Raw genomic sequence first — 15,627 nt, 5'->3', positions numbered from 1 at the left:
GATTACAGGATAGCACGGGTGAGGGGGTGGAAGAAGGCCAACACCGCCTGTCGGAAGCTGAAACCACCTCTACATACAATCAGGCAGAGTCAGCCACACACCCTGGGGCGAGTCGGCAACCGGGATTCTTGGCTTCCCGACTTCCCTCTCGGCCTGCTGGACGGTGTACTAAAGTGTTTTCGTGCTCTCACGTCTTCCCTGTGGCCTCCTCCTGAGTGCTCTGCTCATCACCGCCTGTGGCAATAGCCCTATCGTTCAACACCCGGCACCGGTCACCCCCCTTCCTCCAACCACGCTCGGCCTCTATGAATTGAATTTGCAGGGCGGGACAGGAACGGGAACCCGCGTTGGTGCACAGACATTGACGGGACCGGAACCGGCGCTGAAGTTTGAGCGCCTCGCCGTCAGTACCCTTGACGATTCAGCCCATGCCAACACCTTCTATATACATTCGACGTTCAGGATCACGAATGTCGGCAGCGAGCCAGTGCGTAACCTGACGTTCCTGCCAACGAATACGGATGAGGACAGCGATCCTGCCACGCCAACCACATCCACACCAACGGTGGGGACGACGCCGTTCAAGAATCTGCGGTATTACGACGGCAGTGACGCCAGCGAGCAGGCACCCTACGTCCAACTGGGGCAGGTACGCAAGCTGGACACGCAGACCTATACCAGCCCCACCGTCGTGGATGACGATACAGCGACCCTCTACCGGCAGAACCTCCAGGCCCCAGGATTTCAGACCTCTGTTCCTACAGGCCTGACCGCCCAGGTCGGCTCTGCTGGCTGGGTGCATATCGGCACGCTTGCCCCCGGCGAGAGCACCATCCTGCAACTAGGCGCAGGCATCAGAACTTTTGGCTTTACCAGCAAGCCCTACAATCTGGACGTTGTCCTGGCCGTGGCGCAGGACGATGCCTCGACCGAGAAAACCCCACTGGCCGCACCGGTCTTCGAGTATGACCGCACGACCAGCACCGTTTCCGCCTGGACGGGCGGGGCAGGTTCTGCCCAGGTTCGGCAGCAGTTCCTGTCCTCCGTAGATCCCAACAGCTATGTGGCCGCGACCGCCAGCATTAGCAGCGCGGGCCAGCTTGACCTGAGACTTGCCAGCGAACGCGAACTCGTGGGCCTGAACAACAGCTATCCCGGCAATGCGCGAGACTACAATCGGGAAGGCTGCACCACCACAGTCACCTCTTCTGATCCCAGGATACGCACTCTCATCATAGACATGCTGGGGATAACCGGAAAGGGCGACAGCCGGATCATCATTCCCGCCCGCAGAGACAGCCTCAAGTTCAGCGAGGGAACTGCGTTCGTAGAGTCAGGCCTGCTGATCTATGCGGACCGCCCCGGCACCCTGAACGGCACCTACAGTTGTGATTTGGATGGCGGTTGGTCTCCCTTTCAGATCACCCTCGAGAATGTTCAGCTCGTCAAGGGGTGGAACAAACTTCAGGATGTCCGGACAGACACCGTGCTGACCACGCCTGAGGGAACCCTGCCCCTGGAAAGCCACGAAATCAGCAATGGGCCATTTCCAGAGGAGTGGCTCTACTTCCGCTGACGGTCTGAACCCCGCTGACCCACTCCCCCCGCCGAGCACTCTCGGTGGGGATTTTTCCTGCTCCGGTTCCCCCGTTCACAGGCAGCCTTGAGCAAACAACGTGAAAGCAGAAGACAACGAGCAGCAGTGATAGAGATCCTACCGCCCCCGCACCCGCTCCAGCAGCGCCGTGTTCCGCTCCTCGCGCTGCCGCCCCGCCGCCTTCTGCCAGGCGGAGGCCGAGCCGACCGCGAAGAAGCGTTCGCGGGCGCGGGTCAGGGCCGTGTAGACGAGGTTGCGCGAGAGCATCGGCATGTGGGCCTCGTGCAGTACGCCCAGCACGGTCGGCCATTCGCTGCCCTGCGCCCGGTGGACGGTCAGGGCGTAACCCAGTTGCAGGTTGAAGAGTTCCGCCCCGGCCAGTTCCACGATGTTGCCGTCGAAATCCACCGTCAGGCGGCTGCCCTCGGCCTTCAGGACCGTGCCCAGCGTGCCGTTGAAGACCTCGTTGGTGTAGTCGTTTTTCGTCTGCACCACCACGTCACCGGGCCGCGCCTCGCCGTCCGCGATGCGGATGCCGCCCTGGCCGGGGTTGAAGAGGGACTGGAGGTGGGTATTGAGCATGTCCACGCCCAGCGGCCCCTTGCGCATGGGCGTGAGCACCTGCACCTGCCCCGGCCCGCCGAGTTCGCGGACCATCAGGGCCACCCGGCGGGCACCCACGTCGGGTTCCGTCTCGGTGAGGTGCAGGCGGGGGTCGCCCCACACCGGGGCCTGGCCGTGCAGCAGGCCATGTGCCCCGCGGATAATCGGGTTCTCGGCAGCCTGGCGGTACACGGTGCTGAGCCGGACGGTGGGCGCGGCCTGCGCGATGGCGAGGAGCGGCAGGCCCGCATCCACCGGGGGAAGCTGGTCGGTGTCGCCCACCAGCAGCACCCGCGCGCCGGGCGGCACGGCGGCGAGCAGCGAGAGCATCAGCCCGTCGCCGCACATGCTCACCTCGTCCACGATCAGAAGGTCATACGGCGCGGGTTCGAGGTGGTTGTGCCGGAAACCCGCGGGGCCGTACCCCAGCAGGCGGTGAATCGTGGAGGCGGTGCGCCCCGTAACCTCGCCCAGGCGGCGCGCCGCCTTGCCAGTGGGGGCACAGAGGCCGACCTCCAGCCCCAGTTTCTCCGCGAGGTCCGCCACCGCGCGGGTCGTGGTGCTCTTGCCCGTGCCGGGGCCGCCGGTCAGCACCACCAGGCGGTGGTCTTCCAGCAGGTGCAGCACCTGCGCCTGTTCCTCCGAGAGGCCCTTTGCCGCCCCGGCGGGCAGGCGGTCGGCAGCGGGCCACTCGTCCCCGGCAGGCGGCGTGGCGAGCAGGGTGCGAATCAGCGTGGCGAGCTTCTTCTCGGCGCGCAGGACGTGGGGGAGGTAGATACGGGTGCTGCCGTCGGGGGCGGGGTCGTCGGAGAGGCGGCCCAGTTCCACGGCGGTTTCCACAGCAAGGCGGGCTTGCTCGGCCGAGACGCGGGTGTAGTGCATCACACCCCGCTCGGCCCGCTCGCGCGGCAGGAAACTGTGGCCGCCCTGCTGCCCCGCCTGCTGAAGCGCGTACACGGCGGCGGCGGTCAGGCGGCGGGGGTCATCTTGCGCGCCGCCCTGCGCCTGCCACAGCTTGTCGGCGGTCAGAAAGCCGATGCCCTCCACCTCGGTCAGCGCGAACAGGTCGGCTTGCAGCCGTTCCAGCGCCGCCTCCCCGAAGTGCTTCACCGCCCGCTGCGCCTGGCTGATGCTGAGGCCCAAACCCTGCAAGCCCGCGAGCAGGCGGCGTTCCAGGCCCTGCTGGGACCAGCTCGACACCATCTTGTGCAGGGTGCTTTGCGTGACGCCCGGCACTTGCAGCAGCTTTTCCGGTTCCTGTTCCAGCACGTCGAAGGTGGTGGGGCCGAACGTTTTGGCGATGCGCCCGGCCAGGACCTTGCCGACGCCGCCCACGCGGGCTTCGAGGTAAGCCGCCACGCCCGCCTCGGTCAGGTCGGCGGGCTGCGCCTCCAGCACCATATTCAGCACGCGGTACTGGTAACCGTACTCGCGGTGTTCCTCCATCAATACGTCGGCGCTGAAGGTGTCGCCGGCTTCCAGCGGGGGCATCACACCGATCACGGTGGCGTCGGGGTCCTCGCCCTCACTGTTGCGCAGGCGGGCCGTCATCACGGTAAAGCCGCTCTCGGCGCGGAAACGGACCTTGTTCACGCCACCCGTGACGCGGAAGGGTTCGATGGGGGGCGCGGCGGTCATGGGAAAGAGGATAGCGTGGGGGTAGCGTTCTGCGCTCAACGTAACGGGACGGGACCGAGCCGAATGCGCCATGCTGTGCGGGTGACGCTGCCCGCCGGAGCCTTCACCGCGCAGACGCCCGAGCAGGCGCGGCTGCTGCTGGATTTCGCCTACCAGCGCGTGCTGGGGGCGGCCATGCACGGGGAGGTCAGCGCGGGGGAGGTGGCCCTGGATGCCGAGATTACCGTCAAGCAGGCCCACCACCGCCTGACGCGGCTGTGTGCCGCGGGCCTGGTCGGGGTGACGGGCGAGCGCAAACGCGGCGGCAGGCCGGTCAAGCTCTACCGCGCGGCCGCCCCCGCCTACCGCGTGCCCTTCGACCTGACCGAGGCGGACGACGTGCGGGGCCTGTTCGCGGCGCTGCACCAGCCCTTTCTGAACGCCTACCTGACCCATATCGCGGCCCTCAGCCGCGAGCAGGTGCGCGAGGTCGTGCTGGCGATGAACGCGCAGGGACAGCTCAGCGTCAATTACGGCGGCCTCAAAGACAGGCGGGCATCGTTCCGGGGCTTCGGAACCATCGGGGAGGTCCGGCTGTTGCCCGAGACCCTGCTGGAACTGGAACGGCGGCTGCGCGACCTGAAAGCCTGGACCCTGGAGCGCGAACAGGAGGAACGGCAGGCCGCCGGGGCCGAGGACTGCCTGCTGGGGCTGATGTTCACGCCGGGGCGGCTGCCGGAGCGGTAGAGGCACCCTCACGCCGCAGAATGGCTCCCCACACGGCGGCCCCCAGCAACGTCAGCCCCCCGGCCACCCCGAAGATGACGGCCACAGGAATCCGGTCCGCGAAGGGCGAGAGCGCCAGCAGCGTGACCGGCATCCCCACCATGCCCACCGCGCTCAAGAGGCTGCCGACCCGCCCGTAAAAATCGGGGTCCACCCGCGTCTGGAAGATGACGCCGATGCCCATGTTGCAAAAGGCGTTCGCCAGGCCCATCAGCAGGGCCAGGGCATACATCTGCGGAGCGGTCTGCGTGAAGGCCAGCAGCAGGGTCATCGTGCCCATCAGCGCCATGCCCCACACCGAGGCGCGGTCCGGCTTGACCCGTTCGCCCAGCCACGCCACCAGAAACCCACCTGCCGCCATCCCCGCCACCAGCATCCCGAAAAAGAGGCCATAGCCAGCAGCCCCCGCCCCCAGCACCTGCATCCGTTTGGGAATCAGCATGTCCAGCGGGGCGAAGCTGGCGTTCAGCACCAGTGCCACCAGCGGCAGACCGGTCAGCAGGACGCTGCCGCGCGCGTACTTCAACCCGCCCCGGAAGGACTGCCAGAAACGCTCGCCCGCTGCCGCTGCCTTGCGCGGCGGAAACTGCACCGGCAACAGCAGGGCCGCGAACACCAGAAACGTCACCCCGTCGAAGATCAGGGCCTCGCCCCGGCCCAGCACCGCCACCAGAAAGCCGCCGCCCAGCAAACCGACCATCTGCATGGTCTGGGAGGTGCCCTGCATCAGCCCGGTGGCCCGCTGAAGCTGCTCACGCGGCACCAGCCGCACCGTGACGCCCATGCTGGCCGACGTGTAGAACGCCGCAATCAGTCCGGTGAGGAACGAAACGGCATAGATGGCCTCGATGGGTACGTGACCGCGCAGCGCCGCGAAGCCGATGCCGAGCTGCATCACGCCGCGCAGCAGGTGGCAGGCGATCAGGGGCGGCTTGAGCGGCAGGCGGTCTATCAGCGTGCCGAAGAAGGGCGCGAAGAGCGCGGGCAACATGCTCAGCGCCAGGTTCACGCCCATCGCCCCCGCGCTGCCGGTCTGGTGCAGCACCAGGAAGCTCAGGGCAATGCCCGAGAGCGCGCTGCCCAGCGCACTCTGCGCCGCGCCCAGCCACCAGAGGAGAAAGTTGCGGTTCCAGAGCTTCTGTGTTGCAGGGGTCTGGGGGGCAGCCGGGGCCTGGGTCATGCCCCAGCTTGGCCGGAAAGCTACTCCACGCGGCAGGGGGAGGCGGGGAGTAGGGGTTAGCGAATGACCGTGATCTCACGCCGACGCCGAGGCCACTCCAGGCCCTGTCAGCGGTCATGGCGGGCAGAGCCAGCGTCTGGGCCAGAGCCAGGCAGGCGCAGTCCCCCAGCGAGAGGCCAGCGGCGCGGGTCAGAGGGCGAAGTTCGGCACAGCGGTCCGCCTGCTCCGCGTCAAATGGATGAAACTCGACCCCGTAGGCAGCGAGATCCTGACGAACACGAGCAGCACGCGCCGCGCTCGACCGCCTTCGTGGTGACTTCTGCCAGATTCACCAGGCTCATCTGCCCGCCGTCCAACACCGCTTCAACCTCCGTAGCCCCCGTTTCGCCATACATCCAGGCCAGCACCGCGCTGGCATCGAGCACCACGGTCATTCCCGCTCCGCTTCCTGACGGCGTTCTTCCAGCAACTCGCCCACCGGCGAAGGCTCCTGAGGCGAGAAGATGCCCAGCAGGCGGCGGCGCACCTCCGACCGCTTCTCCAGGATGAGCTTGCCGTCCTCAATGCGCGGAATGAGCTTCTCTCCGGGCTGCAACTGCAATTGCCGGCGCAGGGAGGCAGGAATAAGAACCCGTCCCTGAGCGTCCATCCTCAGCTCCTGGCCCCTCATGGTGAAAGTGTAGAGATGTGGTGGCTCAAGAATGTTCGCCAGCTCTGCTCTTGCCAGTTCAACCCTCCAGCACGCCCGCGTAAATCTCGTTCAGCGAGAGCGACACTTTCAGGCACGGGAGCTCAATCTCACCCTGGCCCACGTATTCGGCCAGCTCCCAGCTTTCGCCCTGGCGCTGGTATGCGTAGACGCGGCGCTCGTCCTGCGCGACGATGAGGTAGGTCTGGAGGGTGGGGAGGGCCGTATACGCCTCATACTTGGCGTGCCTGTCGGTATGGGCGGTGCCTCTGGAGAGGACTTCCACAAGGAGACAGGGGGAAGTCTCGGAATAGGGGTCATTCGTGTCGGGACCACAGGCGACCATCACATCCGGGTAGTAATAACTGTTCCGCCCCTCGATCTTGAGCCTGATTTCGCTGGAAAAGGCGCGGCAACTAATGTCTTCAGCCGCAGGCTCAACCCGCTGCATGATTCTGAAAATGATTCTGGCATGCGCCTTGCTGCTGCCCGCGTGACCGCGTAGGTTGTCACCGTTGTCCACCACGTACACGAACCCGTTCACGTACTCCCGCTTCACCGGACTGTCCGGCTCGGTGCGGAGGTATTCCTCAACGCTCATGCGCTGGAAGGCAGGATCGCTCATCCCCAGATGGTACGACTCCAACTTCTGCCCCGTGCTATTTTTTCCGTCATGCGCGTACTTCACACGGCAGATTTCCATGCCGGGCGGAATCTGAGGGGCCTTGACCGGACGCCGGAGGTACATGAGGCCCTGGTGGAAATCGCGGGGCTGGCCCGCAGTGAGAAGGCCGACGTGGTGCTCGTGTCGGGCGACCTCTTCGACACCGTGAACCCGTCGGCGGAGGCCGAGGCCGCCGTGTTCGACTTTTTCCTGCGCCTGCGCGACGCGAACATCCCGGCGGTGGCAATCGCGGGGAACCACGACTCGGCGGCCCGGCTGCACAGCCTCGCCGGGCTGCTGGGGTGGGTGGGCGTGCAACTGGTGGCGCAGCCCGCCGCCCATCCGCTGGACATGATTCGCACGGTGGAGACGCGCGGCGGCGAGAAGTTGACGGTGGGCGCGCTCCCCTTCCTGTCCGAGCGGCGGCTGGTGAAGGCTGCCGACGTGCTGGGCGGCGACGTGGGCGCGTGGCGGCAGAAGTACCGCGAGGGGATGGGCTTTTTTCTGCGCCGGCTCGCCGAGGGATTCCGGGGAGACAGCGTGAACATGCTGATGCTGCACGCCACGATGGACGGCGCGGTGCCCAGCGGCTCCGAGCGCACCATGCAGTTCGACCTGATGAACGCCTACACCCTCTCGCCGCTGCAACTGCCCGCCGGGGCGCAGTACGTGGCGCTGGGGCACGTCCACAAGCCGCAGAAATCCAGCGAGATGCCGCTCGCCCATTACCCCGGCTCGGTCATCCAGCTCGATTTCGGCGAGGGCGGCGAGAAGAAACAGGTCAATCTGGTCGAGGTGGAGGCCGGACGCCCCGCCCGCGTGACGCCCATCCCGCTCAGCAGCGGGCGCGAACTGCGAACGGTGAAGGTGAATCTGGATCAGATCGAGGCCCGCCTCGCCTCGCTGAGCGGCTTCGCGGGCCTGGTGAAAGTGGTCGTGCGTGCCCCCTCCGGCACGGCCCTGCCCGGCCTCAAGGACCGCGTGCTGCGGCAGGTGCCGGGGACGCTGGCCGTCGAACTCGACGCGGTGCAGGACGACCTCGCCCTCCCCGAACTGCGGCGCGAGGGCCTCAGCCTGACCGAACTGTACGAGCAGTTTCACAGGGAGCGCCGGGGAGAGTTGCCCGACGACCTGCGCGCCGCCTTCCACGAGGCGGACGAGGCGGCGCGGGGGGAAGAGGTGGGGGCGTGAGGACGCAGAAGGCAAATGGCGGAAGGCAGATGGCAACAAGCGCAGAGGCCGAGGCATTTCTGGCCTTCTACCTTCAGCCTTCTGCCGTCTGCAAGCAGGGAACCCGCGCATGAGGCCCCTTTCCCTCGAACTCCAGGGCTTCACCGCCTTCCGGCAGCACACCGCGCTGGACTTTTCCGACCTCGAACTGTTCGCCCTGGTGGGGCCGACGGGCAGCGGCAAGAGCAGCCTGCTGGACGCGATGACGTTCGCGCTGTACGGCACCACGCCGCGGCTGGGCGCGACCGGGCTGGACGCGCTGATCTCGCAGGGCGAGCGGGGGCTGTCGGTCGGCCTCACCTTCGAGGCGGGCGGCGAGACGTACCGGGTGGCCCGCAGCCGGGGCCGGCGGCAGGCGGAAAACGAGGTGCGGCTCGAACGGTACGAGGAAGGCCGCTGGGTCAACCTCAGCGACGGCGGCACGCGGGCCGTGAACGAGCGCATCGGGCGCGCGGTGGGGCTGGACTTCAAGACCTTCGTGCGCAGCGTGCTGCTGCCGCAGGGCGAATTCTCGCGGCTGCTGCACGGCACCGGGCGCGAGCGGCAGGCGCTGCTGGGCGAGCTGATGGGCCTGGACCACGTGAAGGCCATGCACGCCTTCGCGGGCGACCGGGCGAAAGAGTTCAAGCACACGCTGGGCAGCCTGCACGCCCTGCTGGACGGCGAATATGCGGGCGTGACGGGCGAGGCGGTGAAGGCCCTGCGCGCCGAGCGCGAGGCGGTGGACGCGGAAGCCGAGCGCCTGACCGACATGCGCGAACGGTTGCAGGGCCAGGTCAACCGCCTGCGTGCCCTGGAGGGCGTCTGGACCGCCCGCGAGGACACCGCCCGCCGCCTGACCACCCTGGAAGCCCGCGCGGCGGGAGTCCGCGAGGGAGCCGCGCGGGCCGAACGGGCGCGGCGGGTGGCGGGCGTGCTGCCCCTGCTCGACGCGGCCGAACGCGCCCGCATCGCCGCCGAGCGCGAGGACCGCGAGTGCGCCCAGGCGAGGACGGCGGAAGCCGGGGCACGCCGCGCGGCGGAGGCGGCAGAAGCGGCCCTTGAAGCCGCGCAGGAGGCCGAGGCCCGCATTCCCGACCTGGAAGCCAGAGCCGACGCCCTGCGCGAGGCCGAGGCCGATGCCGCCCGCCTCAGGCGCGCCGGGGGCACCCCGCAGACCACCCACCCCCAGCCCCTCCCCTGGGACGAGGACGCGCACTTTGCGGCCCGTGAGGCGGCGCAGAAGCTGGAAAAACTGCGGCAGGAGCGCATTCAGCTGGAGGCGCAGAAGGCGGCGCTGGACGCGGGCCGCGAGCGGCAGAAGACCGAGCAGGCGCAGCAGGAGGCCCTCGGGCAGGAGCAGAAGCGGGTCGAGCGCGAGGGCAAGCAGGCCAAGGCGGACTTCGACCGCGCCGGGGCGGAGTTGCAGGCCGCGCGGCTGGAAGCGGGCCTCAGTGCCTACCGTTCCCACCTGCACGTGGGCGACCCCTGTCCGCTGTGCGAGCAGCCCGTGCGGGTGCTGCCCCAGGCGTCCGGCGTGGACCTCGCCGCGCTGGAACGGCAGGTGACGGCCCTCCAGGGCACGCTGGAAAACCGCCGATTGCGCTACAAGGAAATCGGGCTGGAGCTGGGCAACCTGAAAAAATCCATCGAGGCCCGCACCGCCGAACTCGCCGACTGGGAAGCGGCGCTGGACCAGCGCCAACTCGACCTGCGGCACCTTGAGGCGCAGGTCAGCGGCGACCCGCACGACCTCGCGCTGCGCCTGCTGGCCGGGCTGGCGGGGCGGGTGCGGGCGGCGGGCACCGACCCCGCCCGCGAACGGCAGAAGCTGCTGGCCGAGGTCAAGGGCGTGCGCTCCCGCCTGAACGAGGCGCAGGCGGCCCTCGCCCGCGCGCAGAGTGCCCAGGCGGCGGCCCAGGCCACGCTGACCTCGGCCCGCAACGCCGCCGCGAGCCGGGGTCGGGAGGCACAGGAGGCGCAGAGTGCGCTGGAGGCGACCCTCACGGCGCTGGGGCTGGACGCCGCGCAGGCCCGCGCCGCCGCCCTCCCCGAGGCGGATATCGCCGCGCTGGAGCAGGCCGCGCGCACCCACGCCGCGCAGGTCGAACAGCTCCGCGCCCAGCTCACCGAACTCGAACGGCAACTGGGGCTGGAACCCTTCGACCCGGCACAGCTTCGCCAGGCCGAGCGCGAGCTGACGGCCACCGACGCCGCCCTGACCGGGGTGCGCGAGCGGGCCGGGAGTCTGGCCGAGCAGGAACGCAGCGCCCGAGAACGCCTGAAGCGCCGGGGCGAGATCGAGACGCAGACAAAGGAACTGGCCGCCCGGCTGGACACCTGGCAGACGCTCACGAACACCCTCAAGGCCAACGAGTTCCAGCAGTACCTCCTCGCGGAGGTGGAGGCGCGGCTGCTGACGGGGGCCGGGGCGCTGCTTTTCGACATCAGCGACGGACGCTACCGCCTCGCGCTGGAGGACGGCGAGTACGTCGTGCAGGACCTCTGGAACGCGGGCGAGACGCGCGCCGTGAAGACCTTATCGGGCGGCGAGACGTTCCTCGCCAGCCTCAGCCTCGCCATCGCGCTGAGCGACTACCTCGCCGGGAACAAGATTCTGGGTGCCCTGTTTCTGGACGAGGGCTTCGGCACCCTCGACCCGCAGGCACTGGAAGCCGTGGCGGGCGCGCTGGAAAACCTGCGGACGCAGGGGCGCATGGTGGGCGTGGTCACGCACGTGGAAAGCCTGTCCGAGCGGCTGCCCAGCCGCCTGATCGTCACCAAGAGCGTGGCGGGCAGCAGCGTGCAGCGGCTGGACGGATGAGCCTGCGCGAGCGGACCACCTGGGAAGGGCGGCCCGGCCTCATCACCTGGCTGCCCGGCCATCGGCCCCTCCCCACCGAAACGGTGACGCAGGTCAGCGGCCTCTGCTTGACCCCGGACGCCCGCATCCTCCTCGTGTCGGAGGACGGCCGCGCGTGGAGCCTCCCCGGCGGGAAGCCCGAAGACCAGGAAACCTGGGAGCAGACGCTGCGGCGGGAGGTCGCCGAGGAAGCCTGCGCCGAGGTCCTGCGCTGGCAGTTCCTGGGGGCACAGCGGGTTGAGGGCCTGACGCCGCAGCCCTATTACCAGCTCCGTTACTGGGCAAGGGTCCGGCTTGAGGCCTTTCGCCCGGCCTTCGAGACACGGCACCGGCTGGCCGTCTGTGCCGGGGAGTTCGCCCAGCGCCTCTCCTGGGGAGCCGGGGCTATCGGGCAGGCCCTCCTGCGGGAGGCGCTGGAGGCAGAGCTTCAGGCCAGCAGCGGCGTCGGGCCGGGCAGCGCGTAGGTGGTGTGGGGAATCCAGCGCCCCTCCGGGCGGGTGCGGTCCACCGGGCGGCCCGAGCCATCGAGGTAGACCATGCGGTACCGGCGGCGCACGAGCAGCCACTCGCCGCCCTGGGTCAGGAGCAGTTCCGTGTCCACGCTGGCGGCGGCAGGGTCGGTGTCGCGCGTGTCCAGAATCCGGAAGCCCCGCAGGATTTCCTGGCGGTAGGCGAGGCGCACCTCCTGCACCTCGCGGCGCGTCGGCTCGCGCTGCGCCGGGCGCACCCGCAGGGCGAGCGCCGCATAGTCGCGGCCCTGCCAGCACCTCAGCGCCGCCAGCAGTGCTTCCCGTGGCGTCTCCTGAGTCATGGGGAGCAGGATGACAGCAAAGGGGCCGCGCCGACATGAACCGTTCGGCGTAGGCGACTTTGACACCTCATACGGACTCCGGTTAATCAGTTATGCAGTAACTGGTTAACCCGACCGGAGGGAGAAGGAAAAAGGGCGACGGATAGGAGTGAAGGCACCGAAGCGGAGCGGAGGGGCCGTAACGGATTATCCGGAATCCGTATCACCCCAGCCTCGCCCCGTGAGGCCCTCACCGCCCCACCGCCTCCTCCGCCTGGCGGATGCTCAGCACGCGGCTCGCGCCCGTCTGGTCGGTCGTCACGCCCCAGAGCGCCTGCGCGACCTCCATCGTCGCCTTCTGGTGGGTGACGAGCAGGAACTGCGCCCCGCGTGCCGAGAAGCGCTCCAAAAAGGCCGTGAAGCGCCGGATGTTCGCCTCGTCGAGGGGCGCGTCCACCTCGTCCAGCACGGCGAGGGGGAGGCCCCCGGCCCCCTCCCCGACAGCACCGCCCTCACCGCCCGCGTGGTTCAGCGCGAAGAGGAAGCCCAGGCCCGCCATCGTGCGCTCGCCCGCGGACAGCAGGGTCATCGAGCGGGTGCGCTTGCCTCTGGGCTGCACGGCCAGGCGCAGGCCGGTCAGCTTTCCCGCCCCGTCCTCCTCCGGTTCCAGTTCGCCCTGCCCGCCCAGCAGCTCGGCGGAATACTCGCGGAAGGCGGCGTTCACCCGGCCGAAGGCGGCGCGGGTGGCGAGGCCCTCGGCGGTTTCGAGTTCGGCGAGGTGGGCGCGCAGTTCGGCGGCGGCCCCCTCGGCGTCGTCCAGCTCGCGGGTCAGGGCCTCCAGTTCGGCCCGCTCGGCGGCGTGGTCGGCCTCAGCGCGGGCGTTGACGGGGCCGAGGCGTTCCAGGTCGGCGCGGGTGCGGTTCAGGTCGGCGGTCCATTCGCGGGGCGTGCCAGGGGGGCTGCACCCGTCGGGAATGGAATCGAGGCTGCCCTCGCGGCGGGCGACCAGCAGGCGCAGGTCTTCCAGGCGGGCGCGGACCTTGTTCTGCTCGCCCAGCAGGGAGGTGTAGGCCTGCGCGGCGGCGTCGCGTTCCTTCTCGGCGCGGTACAGCTCGTGTTCGTCCAGCACGCCGAGGGCCGTTTCACGGCGCTGGACTTCGGCGGCGGCGGCAGTCAGGTGGGCCTCCTGCGCGGCCATCGCCTCTGCGTTCGCGGTCAGGTGTTCCCGCAGGTCGGCGGCGCGGGCGCGGGCGCTGCGAAAGGCCCGCCACGCGGCGTCGAGTTCGCGGGCCAGCGCGAGGGCCTCCCGCGCGGCGCGCTCCCGTTCGCGGTGCCCCTCGGCGGCGGCGCGGGTTTCGAGCAGGTCGGCTTCCAGGTGGGCGGGGTCGGCGGCCGGGTGGTCCGGCTCCGGGGAGGCGGGCGTCTGGTCGGCCAGGCGGGCCAGCAGGCGGTCGCGGTGCGCGCCCAGGCTGCGGGCCTGCGCCTCCAGCTCGGTCACGCGCTTCTCGGCCTCGCGTTCCTCGCGGGCGGCGCGCTCACGGGCGGCGAGGAGGGCATCGTGGCCCCCCGCGTCACCGGCCAGGGTCGCCTGCACCTTCTTCAGTTCGGCCCCCAGGCGGGCGGTCTGGCGGTCCACGTCCTCCAGTTCCGCGTCGAGGTCCTGAAAGCGGCGCTGGTCGGCTAGGATGTTGGAGCCGGTGTCGCGCAGGCGGCCCCCGGTGATGGCCCCACCCGCCTCCAGCAGTTCGCCGTCCAGGGTGACGAGGCGCGGGCGGTTCGGGTGCGCGCGGGCGATGCGGTTGGCGGCGCGCAGGTCCTCCACGATAAGCGTGTCGGCCAGAATCGCCTCGCCCACCAGGGGGGGGTTGGTGGGGCACAGGTCGGCCAGGTTGCCGACCACCCCCGCCTCGCGCAGCAGCGGCCCGTCGCGGCGGGGCCGGGCGCGGATCAGGTCGAGGGGGAGGAAGGTCGCGCGTCCGCCCGCGCGCTTGAGTTCCTCGATGATCTGGCGGGCGTCCTCGCCGCTGCCCACCACGATCTGTTCCAGGCGGCGGCCCAGCGCGGCGGTCACGGCCGTCTCGTACTCGGCGGGCACGGTCAGCAGGTCGGCCACCGAGCCGACGATGCCGGGGTGGTCCAGCCGCAGGGCGTTGCGCGCGCCCTCGCCGTAGCGGGCGTAGGAGTTCAGGGTCTGCTCCAGCCGCTCGCGCTCGCGGCGCAGGGGCAGGGCGCTGGCGTTCAGGCGGGCGAGTTCGGCCGTGAGGTGCCGCTCGTGGGCCTGGGCGTCGGTGCGGCGGCCCGCCAGTGCCGCGTATCCGGCCTCGGCCTGCTGCCGGGCGTGGGCGGCGGCCGCCAGGCGCTCCTGGGCGGCGGCGAGCGCTTCCAGCGCCCCTTCGAGGTTGCCCTCGGCGCGTTCGAGTTCGCCCCCCAGCGTCTCGCGGCTGGCGTCCAGGCGGGCGGCGGCCTCGGCCAGGCGGGCGGCGGCGGCGCGGGCGCGGGTCAGGTCGGCGTCCAGGGTGCGGGCGCGGCGCTCGGCGGCCTCGGCGTCCGTGCGGGCGGCGCTCACGGCCACCTCCAGGGCGGGAAGGTCGGGCGCGGCCCCGGCGGGCGGGCTGCTGGGCAGGGCGGCGAGTTCGGCGCGCAGGCGTTCGGCCTCGGCCTGGAGGTGGTCCGCGTAACGCCCCGCCTGGGCGTGGGCATCCCGGGCGGCGCGCAGGGCATCGAGCGCCCCGGCAAAAGCCTCGGCACGGGCGCGGGCGTCCCCCACGGCCTCGCGGGCAGCCTCCGCGCGGGCGGCGGCGACCTGCACCCCGGCGGCGAGTTCGGCGCTGCGGGCGTCGAGCGTGTCGGCCTCAAGCCGGGCGGCGGCTATCTCGCGCACCAGCGCCGTCTGCCGCTCGCGCTTCAGGGCGTCTTCCAGGGTCAGCGCCCGCAGGGTGAGGTCGCGGTGCGTGCGGGCGTCGCGGGCGGCCTGCGCGAGCCGTTCCACCCCCGCGGCCCGTTCCCCCTGCACCAGCCGGAGCTGTTCCAGATGCCCATCCGCCCCCCGCAGCCGCGCCTCCGTCTCCTGGCGGGCTGACACCGTTCGCGAGAGGCCCGCCGCCTCCTGAAGGTAGCCCAGCAGCGTGCGCCCCTCGGCCTGCACGACGCCGCTCACCTCGCCCTGCCCGATCACCGCCAGGCCCCCCGGCCCCAGCCCGGTGCCGCGCAGGGCCGACTGCACGTCGCGGGCGCGGACGGGACGGCCGCCCAGGTCCTGCTCGCCGGTGCCGTCGCGGTAGACCCGGCGCGTCACGTTCACGTGCCCCTCGGCGGTGAGCAGTTCGACCTGCACCTCCGCCAGGCCGAGGGGAGCCTTCCCGCCGCTCCCGTGGAAGATCAGCTCGGTGCCGCGCCCCGCCCGCAGCTCCCGCGCCCGCGCCTGGTGGGTCGCCCAGCGCAGGGCCTCGACCACGTTGCTCTTGCCGCTGCCGTTCGGCCCGATCACGGCGCTGACGCCCGGACCGAACTCCAGCCGGGTCCGGTCCGCGAAACTCTTGAAGCCCTGAAGGGTGATGCTCTGGAGCATGGGATGGGAGTCTAAAAGTCTGACGGTCTAACCGTCTAACGGCAAGGGTCGAAGGTCGGTTT

At 70.2% G+C, this 15,627-nt stretch carries 11 protein-coding genes and 1 pseudogene; 5 read left to right on the top strand and 7 right to left on the bottom strand.

What is annotated here, in order from left to right:
* The first annotated feature begins 181 nt into the window (after nucleotides 1-181).
* Nucleotides 182-1,576 (top strand): hypothetical protein, encoded by a 1,395-nt coding sequence (locus ABEA67_RS03825; RefSeq protein WP_345461106.1) that lies wholly within the window; start codon nucleotides 182-184, stop codon nucleotides 1,574-1,576.
* Nucleotides 1,577-1,714: 138 nt separating this feature from the next.
* Here ABEA67_RS03825 and recD2 read toward each other — a convergent pair whose 3' ends face one another.
* Entirely contained in the window at nucleotides 1,715-3,838 is a 2,124-nt protein-coding gene (gene recD2, locus ABEA67_RS03820; RefSeq protein WP_345461103.1) for an SF1B family DNA helicase RecD2, read from the bottom strand.
* A gap of 81 nt (nucleotides 3,839-3,919) precedes the next feature.
* Between recD2 and ABEA67_RS03815 the strand changes: the two genes are divergently transcribed.
* Nucleotides 3,920-4,564 (top strand): helix-turn-helix domain-containing protein, encoded by a 645-nt coding sequence (locus tag ABEA67_RS03815; RefSeq protein ID WP_345461100.1) that lies wholly within the window; start codon nucleotides 3,920-3,922, stop codon nucleotides 4,562-4,564.
* Here ABEA67_RS03815 and ABEA67_RS03810 read toward each other — a convergent pair.
* The 4 genes and pseudogenes from ABEA67_RS03810 to ABEA67_RS03795 all read right to left on the bottom strand — a co-directional run bounded on the left by ABEA67_RS03810 (nucleotide 4,536) and on the right by ABEA67_RS03795 (nucleotide 7,096).
* Complete coding sequence (locus ABEA67_RS03810; protein ID WP_345461097.1) at nucleotides 4,536-5,783, bottom strand: MFS transporter; 1,248 nt, start codon at nucleotides 5,781-5,783, stop codon at nucleotides 4,536-4,538. The genes ABEA67_RS03815 and ABEA67_RS03810 overlap by 29 nt on opposite strands.
* 154 nt (nucleotides 5,784-5,937) lie before the next feature.
* Nucleotides 5,938-6,111: pseudogene (locus tag ABEA67_RS19405) on the bottom strand (hypothetical protein); the annotation flags it as partial.
* A 102-nt stretch (nucleotides 6,112-6,213) separates the two neighbouring features.
* The gene (locus ABEA67_RS03800; RefSeq protein ID WP_345461091.1) at nucleotides 6,214-6,453 is read right to left on the bottom strand and encodes an AbrB/MazE/SpoVT family DNA-binding domain-containing protein; all 240 of its coding nucleotides are present in this window, start codon (nucleotides 6,451-6,453) and stop codon (nucleotides 6,214-6,216) included.
* Nucleotides 6,454-6,511: 58 nt separating this feature from the next.
* The gene (locus tag ABEA67_RS03795; RefSeq protein ID WP_345461088.1) at nucleotides 6,512-7,096 is read right to left on the bottom strand and encodes a Uma2 family endonuclease; all 585 of its coding nucleotides are present in this window, start codon (nucleotides 7,094-7,096) and stop codon (nucleotides 6,512-6,514) included.
* 48 nt (nucleotides 7,097-7,144) lie between these two features.
* Here ABEA67_RS03795 and ABEA67_RS03790 point away from each other — a divergent pair, with 48 nt between their 5' ends.
* From ABEA67_RS03790 to ABEA67_RS03780, 3 genes are all read left to right on the top strand, one after another.
* Nucleotides 7,145-8,326 (top strand): metallophosphoesterase family protein, encoded by a 1,182-nt coding sequence (locus ABEA67_RS03790; protein ID WP_345461085.1) that lies wholly within the window; start codon nucleotides 7,145-7,147, stop codon nucleotides 8,324-8,326.
* A 109-nt stretch (nucleotides 8,327-8,435) separates the two neighbouring features.
* Complete coding sequence (locus ABEA67_RS03785; protein WP_345461082.1) at nucleotides 8,436-11,168, top strand: AAA family ATPase; 2,733 nt, start codon at nucleotides 8,436-8,438, stop codon at nucleotides 11,166-11,168.
* The gene (locus tag ABEA67_RS03780) at nucleotides 11,165-11,671 is read left to right on the top strand and encodes an NUDIX hydrolase (RefSeq protein WP_345461079.1); all 507 of its coding nucleotides are present in this window, start codon (nucleotides 11,165-11,167) and stop codon (nucleotides 11,669-11,671) included. The genes ABEA67_RS03785 and ABEA67_RS03780 overlap by 4 nt, the downstream gene beginning before the upstream one ends.
* Here ABEA67_RS03780 and ABEA67_RS03775 read toward each other — a convergent pair.
* Both ABEA67_RS03775 and ABEA67_RS03770 read right to left on the bottom strand, forming a co-directional pair.
* Complete coding sequence (locus ABEA67_RS03775; protein ID WP_345461076.1) at nucleotides 11,635-12,018, bottom strand: hypothetical protein; 384 nt, start codon at nucleotides 12,016-12,018, stop codon at nucleotides 11,635-11,637. The two genes, ABEA67_RS03780 and ABEA67_RS03775, sit on opposite strands and share 37 nt — an antisense overlap.
* A gap of 229 nt (nucleotides 12,019-12,247) precedes the next feature.
* Nucleotides 12,248-15,565, bottom strand: a complete 3,318-nt coding sequence (locus ABEA67_RS03770; RefSeq protein WP_345461073.1) for an AAA family ATPase — start codon at nucleotides 15,563-15,565, stop codon at nucleotides 12,248-12,250.
* Between the last annotated feature and the right edge of the window lie 62 nt (nucleotides 15,566-15,627).

Source organism: Deinococcus carri, assembly GCF_039545055.1.
Lineage (GTDB): Bacteria > Deinococcota > Deinococci > Deinococcales > Deinococcaceae > Deinococcus > Deinococcus carri.
This window is presented reverse-complemented; position numbering and strand designations above follow the sequence as displayed.

Excerpts from the sequence above, each read along its gene's own strand:
- recD2 (WP_345461103.1), bottom strand. The coding sequence starts at position 3,838 with ATGACCGCCGCGCCCCCCATCGAACCCTTCCGCGTCACGGGTGGCGTG.
- ABEA67_RS03770 (WP_345461073.1), bottom strand. The coding sequence starts at position 15,565 with ATGCTCCAGAGCATCACCCTTCAGGGCTTCAAGAGTTTCGCGGACCGG.
- ABEA67_RS03800 (WP_345461091.1), bottom strand. The coding sequence starts at position 6,453 with ATGAGGGGCCAGGAGCTGAGGATGGACGCTCAGGGACGGGTTCTTATT.
- ABEA67_RS03775 (WP_345461076.1), bottom strand. The coding sequence starts at position 12,018 with ATGACTCAGGAGACGCCACGGGAAGCACTGCTGGCGGCGCTGAGGTGC.
- ABEA67_RS03790 (WP_345461085.1), top strand. The coding sequence starts at position 7,145 with ATGCGCGTACTTCACACGGCAGATTTCCATGCCGGGCGGAATCTGAGG.
- ABEA67_RS03780 (WP_345461079.1), top strand. The coding sequence starts at position 11,165 with ATGAGCCTGCGCGAGCGGACCACCTGGGAAGGGCGGCCCGGCCTCATC.
- ABEA67_RS03795 (WP_345461088.1), bottom strand. The coding sequence starts at position 7,096 with ATGAGCGATCCTGCCTTCCAGCGCATGAGCGTTGAGGAATACCTCCGC.
- ABEA67_RS03810 (WP_345461097.1), bottom strand. The coding sequence starts at position 5,783 with ATGACCCAGGCCCCGGCTGCCCCCCAGACCCCTGCAACACAGAAGCTC.
- ABEA67_RS03785 (WP_345461082.1), top strand. The coding sequence starts at position 8,436 with ATGAGGCCCCTTTCCCTCGAACTCCAGGGCTTCACCGCCTTCCGGCAG.